Annotated in this window: 15 protein-coding genes; 14 read left to right on the top strand and 1 reads right to left on the bottom strand. The window is 36.8% G+C overall.

Features of this window, described 5'->3' with window-relative positions; genetic code table 11:
* Window positions 1-284: 284 nt before the first annotated feature.
* The 10 genes from lepB (at window position 285) to guaB (ending at window position 9,004) form a co-directional block, all read left to right on the top strand.
* Entirely contained in the window at window positions 285-887 is a 603-nt protein-coding gene (gene lepB / locus N0K73_RS01170; RefSeq protein WP_112251036.1) for a signal peptidase I, read from the top strand.
* Between the two features lie 49 nt (window positions 888-936).
* The gene (gene rihA / locus N0K73_RS01165; RefSeq protein ID WP_057974180.1) at window positions 937-1,887 is read left to right on the top strand and encodes a pyrimidine-specific ribonucleoside hydrolase RihA; all 951 of its coding nucleotides are present in this window, start codon (window positions 937-939) and stop codon (window positions 1,885-1,887) included.
* Window positions 1,888-1,986: 99 nt separating this feature from the next.
* A complete protein-coding gene (gene rsmG, locus N0K73_RS01160) occupies window positions 1,987-2,721 on the top strand; it encodes a 16S rRNA (guanine(527)-N(7))-methyltransferase RsmG (RefSeq protein ID WP_112251034.1) in 735 nt (244 codons plus the stop codon).
* 18 nt (window positions 2,722-2,739) lie between these two features.
* A complete protein-coding gene (gene noc, locus N0K73_RS01155) occupies window positions 2,740-3,582 on the top strand; it encodes a nucleoid occlusion protein (protein WP_112251032.1) in 843 nt (280 codons plus the stop codon).
* A gap of 6 nt (window positions 3,583-3,588) precedes the next feature.
* Window positions 3,589-4,356, top strand: a complete 768-nt coding sequence (locus tag N0K73_RS01150; protein WP_057974183.1) for a ParA family protein — start codon at window positions 3,589-3,591, stop codon at window positions 4,354-4,356.
* Window positions 4,346-5,227, top strand: a complete 882-nt coding sequence (locus N0K73_RS01145; RefSeq protein ID WP_057974184.1) for a ParB/RepB/Spo0J family partition protein — start codon at window positions 4,346-4,348, stop codon at window positions 5,225-5,227. Before N0K73_RS01150 ends, N0K73_RS01145 begins: the two co-directional genes overlap by 11 nt.
* A gap of 13 nt (window positions 5,228-5,240) precedes the next feature.
* Window positions 5,241-5,441 (top strand): DUF951 domain-containing protein, encoded by a 201-nt coding sequence (locus N0K73_RS01140; protein ID WP_057974185.1) that lies wholly within the window; start codon window positions 5,241-5,243, stop codon window positions 5,439-5,441.
* A gap of 22 nt (window positions 5,442-5,463) precedes the next feature.
* Window positions 5,464-6,564, top strand: a complete 1,101-nt coding sequence (gene ychF / locus N0K73_RS01135) for a redox-regulated ATPase YchF (protein WP_112251030.1) — start codon at window positions 5,464-5,466, stop codon at window positions 6,562-6,564.
* A 29-nt stretch (window positions 6,565-6,593) separates the two neighbouring features.
* Entirely contained in the window at window positions 6,594-7,352 is a 759-nt protein-coding gene (locus N0K73_RS01130; protein WP_112251028.1) for a DUF1129 family protein, read from the top strand.
* A gap of 164 nt (window positions 7,353-7,516) precedes the next feature.
* Window positions 7,517-9,004 carry an IMP dehydrogenase gene (gene guaB / locus N0K73_RS01125; protein ID WP_057974188.1) on the top strand — a complete coding sequence of 496 codons (1,488 nt, stop codon included), beginning with the start codon at window positions 7,517-7,519 and terminating at the stop codon, window positions 9,002-9,004.
* A 71-nt stretch (window positions 9,005-9,075) separates the two neighbouring features.
* On the opposite strand, the gene N0K73_RS01120 is transcribed toward guaB, so the two are convergent.
* Window positions 9,076-9,900, bottom strand: a complete 825-nt coding sequence (locus N0K73_RS01120; protein WP_284063896.1) for a hypothetical protein — start codon at window positions 9,898-9,900, stop codon at window positions 9,076-9,078.
* Window positions 9,901-10,083: 183 nt separating this feature from the next.
* Between N0K73_RS01120 and N0K73_RS01115 the strand changes: the two genes are divergently transcribed.
* The 4 genes from N0K73_RS01115 to N0K73_RS01100 all read left to right on the top strand — a co-directional run bounded on the left by N0K73_RS01115 (window position 10,084) and on the right by N0K73_RS01100 (window position 13,379).
* Complete coding sequence (locus N0K73_RS01115; protein ID WP_181647434.1) at window positions 10,084-11,163, top strand: lactate oxidase; 1,080 nt, start codon at window positions 10,084-10,086, stop codon at window positions 11,161-11,163.
* Between the two features lie 26 nt (window positions 11,164-11,189).
* Window positions 11,190-11,393, top strand: coding sequence for a DUF4649 family protein (locus tag N0K73_RS01110; RefSeq protein ID WP_112251185.1), 204 nt, complete (start codon window positions 11,190-11,192; stop codon window positions 11,391-11,393).
* Between the two features lie 142 nt (window positions 11,394-11,535).
* Window positions 11,536-12,222: a response regulator transcription factor gene (locus N0K73_RS01105; protein WP_057974192.1), complete on the top strand. Its 687-nt coding sequence runs from the start codon at window positions 11,536-11,538 to the stop codon at window positions 12,220-12,222.
* A gap of 14 nt (window positions 12,223-12,236) precedes the next feature.
* Complete coding sequence (locus tag N0K73_RS01100; protein WP_112251187.1) at window positions 12,237-13,379, top strand: sensor histidine kinase; 1,143 nt, start codon at window positions 12,237-12,239, stop codon at window positions 13,377-13,379.
* Window positions 13,380-13,444: the final 65 nt, after the last annotated feature.

The raw sequence follows: 13,444 nt of genomic DNA, 5'->3' as shown, positions 1-13,444 counted from the left end.
CGTCATTTATATTGATTTAAAGGCGATTAACGTATTGTTCCACTAAAAACGGATTTTTATGAATGTTACAAAAAAGTTACAAAAATCTTATGTTTTTAACTACTAGAACTAAATAAAACTATACCAGTCGTTTTACATAGTTGCAAATGAAATTTTTAATTTAAATAGAAAGGGATTTCATTGTCTGGTATCATATGAATTATTAGACGTTGAAAGTTCGTAAATAGTTGGCGTATAATTAACCATAATAAAGGGATAAAAATACGTAACGATTGGGTGGAATTATGAAAAAAATAGGTAAAGAAATAATGAGTTGGATCATACCAATCGCGGTAGGACTAATAATTGCAATGCTCTTAAAAACATTCGTTGTCACAATGGTGCGCGTTGATGGACCATCAATGCAACCGAACTTGGTTAACAACGAACATGTAGCAGTTGTTAAAGTCATTGATATTAAGCGCCTTAGTACGGTTGTTTTTGATGCATATGGTGTGGATCCGGACGCAACAGACGGTCAAGAGTATGTTAAACGTGTTATCGGAATGCCTGGTGATACAGTGGCATTTAAAAATGACCACGTCTATGTCAATGATAAAGAAATTTCGGAGCCTTATATTTCAACCTATCAAAAGACAACAGGAACAAGGGTCCAGGGGATAAATGCTAAGGACTGGTCATTTAAATCATTGGCCATGGATAATCAGTGGACTAAAGATAGTTCGGTTACTAAAGTTCCGGCAGGTAAATATTTTGTTTTAGGGGATCATCGTTCGGTGTCTAACGATAGTCGTTATTGGGGATTCGTTGACAAGTCGAAAATTCAGGGTGTCGTAAAAGTCCCATTCTGGAATTTCAACAAGTCCGAACATAAATACATTTACTAATTGCATTAAAAATGCAAAAAAATAATTCGATTGAAGAGGAGATTTTATTATGACAAAAACACCAATTATTTTAGATTGTGATCCAGGACATGATGACGCATTAGCATTAATGATGGTCATTGCTTCACCAGAATTTGATTTACGTGCAGTAACAACGTCTGCCGGGAATCAAACGCCTGATAAAACATTTGATAATGCTTGTCGACTACTAACATTAATGGAACGAACGGATATTCCGGTTGCTAGTGGTAATAAAAAACCTTTACTTCAAGAATTAATGATCGCTGATGCCGTTCACGGGGATACTGGGGTTGATGGAACAGTATTGCCTAAATCAGAGATTCCAGCAACTAACTTAACGGCAATTGAACTAATTGCTGAGACGCTTTCTAAGAGTGCTGAAAAAGTCACAATGGTAGTAACGGGTCCAATGACAAATATGGCTTTATTCTTAGCCGTATATCCTGAATTAAAAAGTAAAATTGAAAAAATTGTCTTCATGGGTGGATCAACTGATGTAGGAAATGTTAAGCCTGGTTCAGAATTTAATATCGCCGTAGATCCAGAATCAGCAAAAATGGTTTTGAATGATTCAATTCCATTAGTTATGGCTGGCTTGAATTTAACGCATCAAGCGCAAATTTTGGATGCAGAAATTGAAGAAATTGGTAAGATTAACAACAAAGTAGCACAATCAGCATACGGATTATTGAAATTTTACGGTATTTATTATGGCCAAGAAAAATGGGGATTCCAAGGTATTCCTTTACATGATCCTTGTACGATTGCTTGGATGCTACAGCCAGAATTATTCACGAGTGGTCACTATCATGTTGATGTTGAAGTTAATGGTGATCTTACTCGAGGCGAAACGATTGTCGACAAATTTGATTTGTTAGGTCTTGAAAAAAATACAGAGGTTCTGTTGTCTATTGACCGTACAAAATTTGTTGAATTATTAATTTCAAAACTTAAAAAATTTGATGAGTTAGTAGGATAGTAAATCTTACAGGTGGCTTGTATTTCTGGACTAAATACGTTAAAGTTAAACAGGACGTGAAACATCGTTTTGTTTCACAAATAACGGAGGGCCAGTCATATGAATCCAGAAGAATTTCGTCAATCATTAGCTGAAAAAGGTATCAATTTAACAGACAGACAAATGGCACAATTTGAAACTTACTATGAATTTTTAGTAATGACAAATGAAAACCTTAATCTGACTGCTATTACAGAAAAGTCAGACGTTTATTTGAAGCATTTTTATGATTCTTTAACGCCTGCTTTTTATTCAAAAGAAATACAAAGCGAGCCCTTATCTATTTGTGACGTCGGCGCTGGTGCCGGCTTTCCTTCAATTCCATTGAAGATTGCTTTCCCGCAATTAACGGTGACTATTGTTGATTCGTTGAACAAGCGTATCAACTTTTTGAATGAATTGGCGGACAAATTAGATATTACAGGGGTTGCTTTTTTTCATAATCGTGCAGAAGAATTTGCGGGTAAGAAAAGCTTATACAGAGAGCAATACGATATTGTAACGGCACGAGCAGTTGCCAGATTGAGCGTGTTATCTGAATTATGTTTACCGTTAGTTAAGTTAAACGGTCAATTTATTGCATTAAAAGCGCAAAAAATGGATGAGGAACTAGCCGACGCCGAATATGCCATCAAACTTTTGGGTGGTCAGGTTAAAGCTAATCATGAATTTAATTTACCAATTTCCGATGATGAACGTCATTTATTGGTAGTCGATAAAATTAAATTAAGTCCTAAGAAATACCCTAGAAAGGCGGGCGTCCCTGGACGGACACCGCTTGTAGCTAAGTTATAGTCAGGAGGTCGTCAGAAAATGGCATTTTCATTTTTAGGAAATCGTAAAAATCAACAAGAAGATGAAACGAATCAAAAGAAGGTTAGTGACATTTCTATTGCGACTATTATTCCCAATCGATTTCAACCTCGTCGAGTCTTCGATGATCAAAAAATAGAGGAATTGGCACAAACCATTAAAGAACATGGTTTGTTGCAACCTATTATTTTAAGAGAATATGAGACGGGAAAATATGAAATTATTGCTGGGGAACGTCGTTTTCGAGCGGTAACTTCATTAGATTGGAAAGAAATACCGGCGATTATTCGCGAGATGAATGACGACCAAGCGGCATCAATGGCACTGATTGAAAACTTACAACGAGAAGAGTTAACTGCGATTGAAGAAGCGGAAGCATACAGTAAATTAATGGACTTGAACCACCTATCGCAGTCTAAATTGGCTGAAAACATGGGTAAGAGTCAAGCATTTATTGCGAATAAATTACGGTTGCTAAAGCTAGAACATGAAGTGCAGACAGCAATTATGTCACAACAAATATCCGAGCGTCATGGTCGGGCGATGGTTAATTTAGAACCTACCGCACAAAAGAAATTACTAAAACGTATTTTAAAAGAAAAATTAACAGTTAAAGAAACTGAATTACTCATTGCAGAGGATAAAGGTAAACCAGAACCAAAAGAAAATGAAAAAAAAGTTACAAAAAAAGCTAATCCTGATAAACGATTAGTTCTTAACACATTGAAACAGGCCGTTAAAGTTATAGAAGATAACGGCGTTACCATTAAATCAAAACAAGAAAAAACTGATTCAGGATATCGCGTCATTATTGATGTGGTTGAATCAAAAAAGGAGGGTTAATCAAATATGGGAATTGTTATTTCATTAGCGAACCAAAAAGGCGGCGTTGGTAAAACAACAACAAGCGTGAACTTAGGCGCCTGCTTGGCCGAATTAGGTCAACGAGTCTTATTAATCGATACAGATGCCCAAGGAAATTCAACAAGTGGAGTCGGTATCGAAAAATCAACCATTAAAAAAGATATTTACGATGTTTTAGTTAATGAATTTCCAATTAAGGACACTATTCTTCCTACGAATCATAAAGGGTTAGATATTGTTCCCGCAACAATTCAATTAGCCGGTGCCGAAATTGAATTAACACCACAAATGGCGCGTGAAACACGTCTATTGGATGCCATCAAAACAATTGAAGATCAATATGATTATATTTTAATTGATTGCCCGCCATCACTTGGCTTGATTACAATCAACGCTTTTACGGCCAGCAAATCAATTTTAATTCCTGTTCAAAGCGAGTATTACGCCTTGGAAGGTTTGAGCCAATTATTGAATACAATTCGCTTGGTTCAAAAACATTTTAATCCAGATTTAGCTATTGAAGGCGTTCTGATGACAATGTACGATGCGCGAACGAATTTAGGCGCAGAAGTTGTTTCTGAAGTTCAAAAATATTTTGCAGAAAAAGTTTACAAAACGATTATTCCGCGAAATGTCCGCTTGTCCGAAGCACCTAGTCATGGGATGGCAATTATCGATTACGATCCTAAGTCAAAGGGTGCTCAAGTTTATATGGAATTGGCAAAGGAAGTGTTAAAGGCGCATGGCAAATAATAAAAAAGGCCTTGGAAAAGGCATCAACGCATTATTTCAAGATGAGCTTGACCAGTACGATGACACAAAAGAATCTATTGTCCGTCTGAATTTAGATGAGATTCGGCCCAACCCTTATCAACCACGTAAAACGTTTAATGAAGATGCGCTAAAGGAATTAGCGGCTTCAATTAAAAAATCGGGTGTCTTTCAACCAATCATCGTTAGAGAATCAGTGATTAAAGGTTACGAAATTATTGCCGGGGAACGTCGTTTTCGCGCATCTAAATTAGCCGGTGTGGCTGACGTTCCAGCAATTGTTAGAACGATGACCGAAGAATCAATGATGGAAGTTGCGATTTTAGAAAATCTACAGCGTGAAGAGTTATCTCCTTTAGAAGAGGCAGAAGCTTATAATACGTTGATGGAGAAATTAAATCTAACACAATCACAAGTTTCAGAACGGTTGGGCAAAAGTCGCCCATATATCGCTAACTATTTACGCTTGCTAGGGTTGCCTCATGCGGTCAAAGAATTAATTCAGGCTGACCAATTATCAATGGGTCAAGCGCGAACGTTGTTGTCACTTAAAGACAAACAAAAAATTGGTACGTTAGCTAAAAGGACGGTTAAAGAAAATTTAACTGTTCGTGAATTAGAAAAAGTAATTGCCCAAATGAATGGCGAGAGTAAAAAGAATACTAAAAAAACGAACGACAGTGAAAAGTCAATTTACGTTCAACAAAGTGAGAATTTATTAAAAGAAAAATTTGGTACACAGGTCTCTATTCAGCAAAGTAAAAAAAATGATAAAGGTAAAATCGAAATTGATTATTTATCAACGGATGATTTGAACCGAATCTTAGACTTACTTGATATTTCACTAGATTAGGAGGTTAGTCGATATGTATGACTTACACGATATTGTTGAAATGAAAAAGCCGCATCCCTGTGGAACTAACCGCTGGGAAATTGTCCGAATGGGGATGGATATCCGCATTAAATGTTTAGGCTGCGGACACCTTATTCTATTATCCAGACGAGAATTTGAAAAAAAGATGAAAAAAATGTTAGAAAAAGCTACGCCAGAAGATAACACAAAATAAATGAAAAGAGTGACGCTTAATTATGGCATTAACTGCAGGAATCGTAGGATTACCAAACGTAGGTAAATCAACTTTATTTAACGCAATTACAAAAGCAGGCGCAGAAATGGCTAACTATCCATTTGCGACAATTGATCCTAATGTTGGAATGGTTGAAGTTCCAGATAAACGCTTAGCTCGGATTGACGAAGTCGTCCCTGCTAAGAAAATTATTCACACAACTTTTGAATTTACAGATATTGCCGGTATTGTTAAAGGCGCAAGTAAAGGCGAAGGATTGGGTAATAAATTTTTAGAAAACATTCGTCAGGTTGATGCAATTGTGCATGTTGTTCGCGCGTTTGATGATGATAATATTACGCATGTTTCTGATAAAGTTGACCCAATGGACGATATCGAAACGATTAATTTGGAACTTGTTTTTGCAGATTTGGATAGTGTTACGAAACGCTATGCTAAGGTAGAAAAAGTTGCGAGAACAAAAGATAAGGATGCTTTAGCAGAATTCAGTATCTTACAAAAAATCAAACCAGTTCTTGAAGCTGGACATGCCGTTCGTTCGATTGAATTTGATGAAGAAGAAGAAAAATATGTTAAAGGCATGTTCTTATTAACTAATAAGCCAGTCCTTTACGTTGCTAATATCGCCGAAGACGATATGGCTGACCCTAACGCTAATAAATATGTGAAATTAATTGAATCTTTCGCCAAAGAAGAAGGTTCTGAATGCTTAGCTGTTTCTGCTAAAACGGAAGAAGAAATTGCCGAATTAGATGATGAAGATAAGTTAGATTTCCTTGAAGCTGCTGGTGTCGAAGAATCAGGACTTGATCGTTTAATTAGAGCTTCTTACAAGTTATTAGGTTTAGCAACATTCTTCACTGCGGGTGGTGCTGAAACACGAGCATGGACCTTTAAACAGGGGATGAAAGCACCTCAAGTTGCCGGTGTTATCCATTCAGATTTCGAACGTGGGTTTATCCGCGCCGAAACAATGTCATTTGATGACTTGGATAAAAATGGAAGTGTTGCGGCTGTTAGAGAAGCTGGTCGCTTACGTTCCGAAGGTAAGGAATATGTCGTGCAAGATGGCGATATTATTGAGTTCAGATTTAACGTCTAAATAAAATAAGTTAGTAGGAGTTGTTAACCATGGCAGATGAAAATAACCTTGAAGGAACATCAGTTGAAGATAGAAATGCTTCGGCCGCTGCAAAACAAAAAGAATATCTAGAAAAAGAAACAAAGTTACAAGGCGATGGTCCTTTCGCGGGATTAACGAAACGTAATGAAGACTATGTTTACCGTTTAAATAGTATTTTAACGGATTCAGAAATTAATAATGAAAAACGCGATACAATTATTAATGAGATTGTTGCAGAATTGCGTACTGAACAACGTAAGGGTGTAACGGCAACTAAATTATATGGTCCAGTTAGCACAAAAGCTGCCGATATTATTATGGGACCTCAGAAAAAAGCTGCAGAACCATCAACGAGTTTTTGGTTGACTGTTCTGGATAATGGCTTGATGATGCTAGCAATTTTCGCTGCCATGTATGCTGTGACAGGATTTATGAATAAAACAAGTTTAGAGGCCGGTGATTCAGGTGCCGGTGGGTTATTGACGCTACTCTTGACATCGATCTTGGGTGGAATGGGCGCAGCACTTTTCTACAAAAAGTATGGGCCTAATGTCAAAAAAGAAGACAAACCAGCTTTTTGGGTTACATTACTCGTAATGATTGCTTTCATCGCTGTTTGGATTCTTGCCTACATGTTAGTAGCATTGATTCCAGGACCACTTAATTCAATATTACCAGCAGCTGTATATGTTGCAATTGCGGCTATCGCATTTGTGGCAAGACTTTATATTAAACGTCGCTATAATATTAATCGTACAATGTTTTAGATTCAGTAACGACTGGAAAAAGAGTTCAAGTAAAATTTTTGAGCTCTTTTTTGCTACAATCACGAACGATTACAACTTAATAAGAATCAGACAATAGCCTTGACCAGGGTTGAACTTATCTGGTATGTTAGTAAACAAAATAAAATGAGAAAGCTGGTTTTAAGATGTCAAATTGGGAAACAAAGTTCGCTAAAAAAGGATTCACTTTTGATGACGTATTATTAGTACCTGCAGAAAGTCATGTATTACCGAACGAAGTTGATATCAGTGTGCAATTAGCAAAGAATATCAAGTTAAATGTCCCAATTTTAAGTGCCAGCATGGATACTGTCACAGATTCTAAGATGGCGATTGCTATGGCTCGCCAAGGTGGATTAGGTGTTGTCCATAAGAACATGAGCATCGAACAACAAGCCGGAGAAGTAAAAAAAGTTAAACGCTCTGAAAGTGGCGTTATTATTGATCCTTTCTACTTAACACCACAACATTCTGTTGCGGATGCTGAACAGTTAATGCAACGTTACCGCATCAGTGGTGTACCAATTGTTGAAACGCTTGATAATCGTCTATTGATTGGTATTATTACCAACCGTGATTTACGTTTTGTCTCAGATATGACAGTTTCAATTGATAGTGTAATGACTAAAGAAGGATTAATAACTGCTGCCGAAGGAACTTCACTCAAGGAAGCGGAAAAAATTCTTCAAACAAATAAAATCGAAAAATTACCAATCGTTGATCATGATGGTCGTTTAACAGGTTTAATCACAATTAAAGATATCGAAAAAGTTGTTGAGTTTCCTAATGCTGCTAAAGATAAACATGGTCGTTTACTTGTCGCTGCTGCTGTTGGTGTTACAAGCGATACATTCGAACGAGCTACAGCTTTACTAGAGGCTGGCGTTGATGCTTTGGTTATTGATACTGCACATGGACATTCTGCCGGTGTTATCCGTAAAATTACTGAAATCAGAGCTAAATTTCCTGATGCTACTTTAATTGCTGGTAATGTCGCAACGGGTGAAGCAACTCGTGCTCTTTATGATGCTGGTGTTGATGTTGTTAAAGTTGGGATTGGTCCTGGATCAATCTGTACAACACGAATTGTTGCCGGCGTTGGTGTTCCTCAATTAACGGCCATTTATGATGCTGCTGAAGTTGCTCGTGAATATGGTAAGACAATTATTGCTGATGGTGGAATCAAGTACTCTGGTGATATTGTTAAGGCGCTTGCTGCCGGTGGAAATGCCGTTATGTTAGGTAGCATGTTGGCTGGAACTGATGAAGCACCTGGCGAATTCGAAATTTATGAAGGCCGTCGCTTTAAAGTTTACCGTGGTATGGGTAGTTTAGCAGCCATGGAACAATCAAATGGCTCTTCTGACCGTTACTTCCAAAGTGGCGTGAACGAAGCTAATAAATTAGTGCCAGAAGGTATTGAAGGTCGCGTGGCATACAAGGGTAGTTTAGCTGATATCATTTTCCAAATGGTTGGTGGCTTACATTCTGGTATGGGTTATGTTGGCGCTGGTACATTGAAAGCCTTACAAGACGATGCTCAATTTGTTCAAATTTCAGGTGCTGGTTTAATTGAATCACATCCACATGATGTTCAAATTACTAAAGAAGCACCTAATTACTCAGTTAAATAACAAAAAAGGTTTAATTTCTTTAAGTTAATTAAAGAAATTGAACCTTTTTTTATTGAGTAATTTTTAAAGCGCTAATTTTGTGAAGGTTCATCATCAAACATAGTATCAGACATTTTATTGGCGTCTGCCTTATCTTGATAAAAGTGTTGACTTGCCCACATACCGGCGCCGTCTGCTAGAGTTAATACCGGAATACTGCGCCCGTTAATAACTCTATTTTTAACGCCGTAGAAAGAGCCAGTACCCGCAGATTGATACCAACCTTTAACATTAAGCCATTTTCGACCATTTTCCTCGTTAGTTGATCTAACTGAACCCCAGTGTTTAAATTTGTAGGTATCCTTATTATCATCGATCGTACCAGACCCTGCTGAGAGTGCTTTATCAGCAGCCGTTCGTTCGCTATCGGAGTGTATTTCAGTGGTATTACCATTTGTAATAATTTTATTGCCGGTAATGTTAATCGTATCAAGTTTGGACTCGTATTTATTATAGCCATACCAAGTTCCTATTAATGAAGAATCAATTAGATTATTGGCTTTCTTGGCACTTTCAGAACTAGCTTTTTGAGCACTTTCAGAACTAGCTTTTTGAGCACTTTCAGAACTAGCTTTTTGAGCACTTTCAGAACTAGCTTTTTGAGCACTTTCAGAACTAGCTTTTTGAGCACTTTCGGAACTAGCTTTTTGAGCACTTTCAGAACTAGCTTTTTTGGCACTTTCGGAACTAGCTTTTTTGGCACTTTCGGAACTAGCTTTTTTAGCCTTTTCAGAACTAATTTTCTGAGCACTTTCAGAACTTTGTTGTTCAGTCGACCCTGATTGCTTCCCACAACCAACGGTAACTAAAAGCGAACAACATAAAACAACGACTATCCCCATTTTTTTAACTAACACTTTCATTCCTCCATAAATCTATATTTATACTACAGTAACTTTATAACATTTAGTCAAATTAATTACAAATACGATTCTAGTAACTGACGTCAGCGTTTTTTATCTAAAATAAGTGTTATTTGTGGAAGTATTCAACGTTAGGGACTACACTACAATTATAAATAACAGATGGGGGTTACAAAATTGGCATATCAAGCAAGTCAGGAAGAACATTCAATTGAAATTACTAATGTTCAAGCATTAGAAGGTTTAGTAAAAGCACGTATGGAAAAGGGTGCATTTGGTTACATCGCCGGTGGTGCAGAAGATGAATGGACATTACGTGAAAATGGTGTCGCATTCGATCACAAACACATCGCACCTCGCGTTTTAAAAAATATTGAAAAACCAGATTTATCAACAACCTTTATGGGTATCGATTTAAAAATCCCAATGATTGCAGCACCAATTGCAGCACAAGGATTGGCTCATGAACAAGGCGAAATTGATACTGCTAAAGGGGTAGCTGCTGTTGGATCAATCATGTCACTCAGTACATATTCCAACAAAACGATTTCGGAAACATGCGATGGTGGAACGGGTGGTCCTCAATTCTTCCAACTATATATGAGTAAAGATGAAAAATTTAACCGTTTCTTGTTAGATCAAGCTAAAAAAGTTGGCATGAAAGCAATCATTTTGACAGCTGATTCAACATTAGGTGGTAATCGTGAAGCTGATAGTATTAACCACTTTACCTTCCCAATTCCCATGGCAAACTTGGCTGAATATGGCGAAGGTGAAGGACAAGGAATTGCGGCTATCTATGCCAATGCTAAACAAACATTGAGCTTAGAAGATATTAAAACAATTTCTGACTACACTGACTTACCTGTCTTTGTTAAGGGAATTCAATCACCATTAGACATTGATGACATCATCGAAGCCGGCGCTAAAGGCGTTTGGGTTTCAAATCATGGTGGTCGTCAATTAGATGGTGGACCTGCATCATTTGATGTTCTTGAATCAATTGCCAAAAAAGTTAACAAACGTGTGCCAATTGTCTTTGATAGTGGAATCCGTCGTGGGTCACATATTTTTAAGGCACTTGCAAGTGGTGCAGATATTGTCGCAATTGGTCGTCCAATGGTTTACGGTCTTCATTTGGGTGGTGCGCAAGGTGTTCAATCAGTCTTTGAACATTTATCAAAAGAATTAACAATCGATATGCAATTAGCCGGAACAAAAACGGTTGATGATATTAAAAAAACTGAATTAATCTAAGAGAGACTCATAAGGGGGATACAATTATGTTAGTAATCAATTATGTTCATGGAAAAGAGTTACAAGCAACTTATAAAACGGCTGCAGCTTTTGTCGCAATGATGGAATTAGAAGTACCTGAATTCGAAGATTATTATGAAATCACTAAAGTTACAGAAGACGGTAAAGAAATTGACATATCAGACAAAACAATGGGCGGTTTATTCAACTACTTATTAGCACGTAAATAATTTTCTAGGAGAAGGGCTTTCATTTTTAAATGAAAGCCCTTTTTGATACCATGAATTAAGCATATTTAAGCAATTCTTTAAAGTTATCCTGTAAGATGTTTGATACAATGTAACTATAATTAAGAAAGTCAGGAGACATCCAATGAAAATTTTAGTCGTAGATGATGAAAAAGAAATCGTTGATTTAATTTCTATTTATTTAAAGAACGAAGGATATGAAGCAATTACTGCTCAAAATGGACTTGAAGCTATTGAAAAATTAGAAAAAATGCCGGATATTGGTGTGATGATTCTTGATGTCATGATGCCTAAAATGAACGGAATGGATGTGATTAAAGAAGTTCGTAAAACTTCAGAAATCCCTATTTTAATGGTTTCTGCGAAGACGGAAGACATGGACAAAATCCGTGGATTAATCACGGGGGCCGATGATTATGTTGTTAAACCATTTAACCCATTAGAAATTATGGCTCGGGTTAAATCATTACTCCGTCGTAGCCAAAACTCAAATCCAGCACCCGATGTTGCACTCGAAATTGGACCATTAATTATTAAAAAGGACTCACATGAAGTTCAAACGGTTGATGGGAATGCTATTCAATTAACGGCTTTAGAATTTGGAATCTTATATTTGTTAGCATCACATCCAAACCATGTTTACTCCGCAGATGATATTTTTGAACAAGTATGGCAGCAGGAATCAATTATTTCTGCAAAAACGGTAATGGTTCATGTTAGCCATTTGCGAGATAAAATTGAAGTAGCCACAAACGGCGATGATATTATTAAAACTGTTTGGGGCGTTGGGTACAAGATAGAGACGCATTAGTTAAGGAGACATCTTTGAAATTAACCGGTAGAGAAAAAAGTGAATTAATTGGTGAAGGATTCATTACAATCATTTTATTAATTTTATTAAATTTATCTGTTTTTATCTTATTAAATCAGACCATTGCTTCTAATCCAGGACTTAGGAATGGAATATTTCAAATAAAGACATCATTAACGTTTGGACCTAATGATTTCAATATCTGGAGTTGGGGCAATGTTTTTGTTGTGTTTATGGTTATTGTAGATATTATCGTGCTTTACTGGCGTTTAATTCGACGCTACCGTCAAATGCAGTTGCGACATGTTATTTCAGAATTACATTATATTGCCGATGGTCATTATGACCACCAAATCCCTTTTAAGTTACAGGGAGATATGGCACGAGTGGTTTCGAGTATTAATGCATTGGTTCAAAGTACAATTGAGTCAATGGAGGAAGAACGGCGAATAGAGAATTCAAAAGATGAATTGATAACGAATGTTAGCCATGATATCCGTACGCCATTAACATCAATTATTGGGTATCTCGGTTTAATAGAAGATAATCAGTATAATTCGCAAGAAGATTTACTTTCATATACGCACACGGCATATGTGAAGTCGAAACAAATGAAAGTTTTGGTGGAAGATTTATTCGAATATACGAAGGTTCGTCAAACATCGACACCAATTAATGCAATTGATTTTGATATGAACCAGATGTTGGCTCAGTTAGCAGCTAGCTTTGAACTTGAAGCTAAAAATAAAGGGATGACAATTGCCAGTAGCACAAAACCTAACCCATTAATGATGGAAGCTGATACCGAGAAATTAGGTCGCGTTTTTAATAATTTAATTTCAAATGCTTTGAAATATGGTTCCGGTGGGAAACACATTTATTTGGAAGCAGAAAAAATTGGCCAAGAAGTCATTGTAAAAGTCTCTAATGATGGGCCTAAAATTCCTGAGCAGTCGCTCGATCAATTATTCGATCGTTTTTACCGAGTGGAAGAATCGCGTTCACAAAAAACGGGTGGAACTGGATTAGGGCTCGCTATTGCTCAGAGTATTATCACACTTCATGGTGGGTACATCTACGTCGTTTCAGATGATTCGCTAACTAGTTTTGTTATTCACTTACCACTTGGTAAGGATAAAAAACTGATTAGAAAGTAAGAAGGATAGTTGCAAGAATAGGTATTATTGGGTATTCTTAAATGAATAAGAGAAGTTAAGAGGGT

Origin of the sequence: Dellaglioa algida, assembly GCF_030127605.1 — a bacterium.
Taxonomy (GTDB): Bacteria; Bacillota; Bacilli; order Lactobacillales; family Lactobacillaceae; genus Dellaglioa; species Dellaglioa algida.
This window is presented reverse-complemented; position numbering and strand designations above follow the sequence as displayed.

Excerpts from the sequence above, each read along its gene's own strand:
- lepB (WP_112251036.1), top strand. The coding sequence starts at position 285 with ATGAAAAAAATAGGTAAAGAAATAATGAGTTGGATCATACCAATCGCG.
- rihA (WP_057974180.1), top strand. The coding sequence starts at position 937 with ATGACAAAAACACCAATTATTTTAGATTGTGATCCAGGACATGATGAC.
- rsmG (WP_112251034.1), top strand. The coding sequence starts at position 1,987 with ATGAATCCAGAAGAATTTCGTCAATCATTAGCTGAAAAAGGTATCAAT.
- noc (WP_112251032.1), top strand. The coding sequence starts at position 2,740 with ATGGCATTTTCATTTTTAGGAAATCGTAAAAATCAACAAGAAGATGAA.
- N0K73_RS01150 (WP_057974183.1), top strand. The coding sequence starts at position 3,589 with ATGGGAATTGTTATTTCATTAGCGAACCAAAAAGGCGGCGTTGGTAAA.
- N0K73_RS01145 (WP_057974184.1), top strand. The coding sequence starts at position 4,346 with ATGGCAAATAATAAAAAAGGCCTTGGAAAAGGCATCAACGCATTATTT.
- N0K73_RS01140 (WP_057974185.1), top strand. The coding sequence starts at position 5,241 with ATGTATGACTTACACGATATTGTTGAAATGAAAAAGCCGCATCCCTGT.
- ychF (WP_112251030.1), top strand. The coding sequence starts at position 5,464 with ATGGCATTAACTGCAGGAATCGTAGGATTACCAAACGTAGGTAAATCA.
- N0K73_RS01130 (WP_112251028.1), top strand. The coding sequence starts at position 6,594 with ATGGCAGATGAAAATAACCTTGAAGGAACATCAGTTGAAGATAGAAAT.
- guaB (WP_057974188.1), top strand. The coding sequence starts at position 7,517 with ATGTCAAATTGGGAAACAAAGTTCGCTAAAAAAGGATTCACTTTTGAT.
- N0K73_RS01110 (WP_112251185.1), top strand. The coding sequence starts at position 11,190 with ATGTTAGTAATCAATTATGTTCATGGAAAAGAGTTACAAGCAACTTAT.
- N0K73_RS01105 (WP_057974192.1), top strand. The coding sequence starts at position 11,536 with ATGAAAATTTTAGTCGTAGATGATGAAAAAGAAATCGTTGATTTAATT.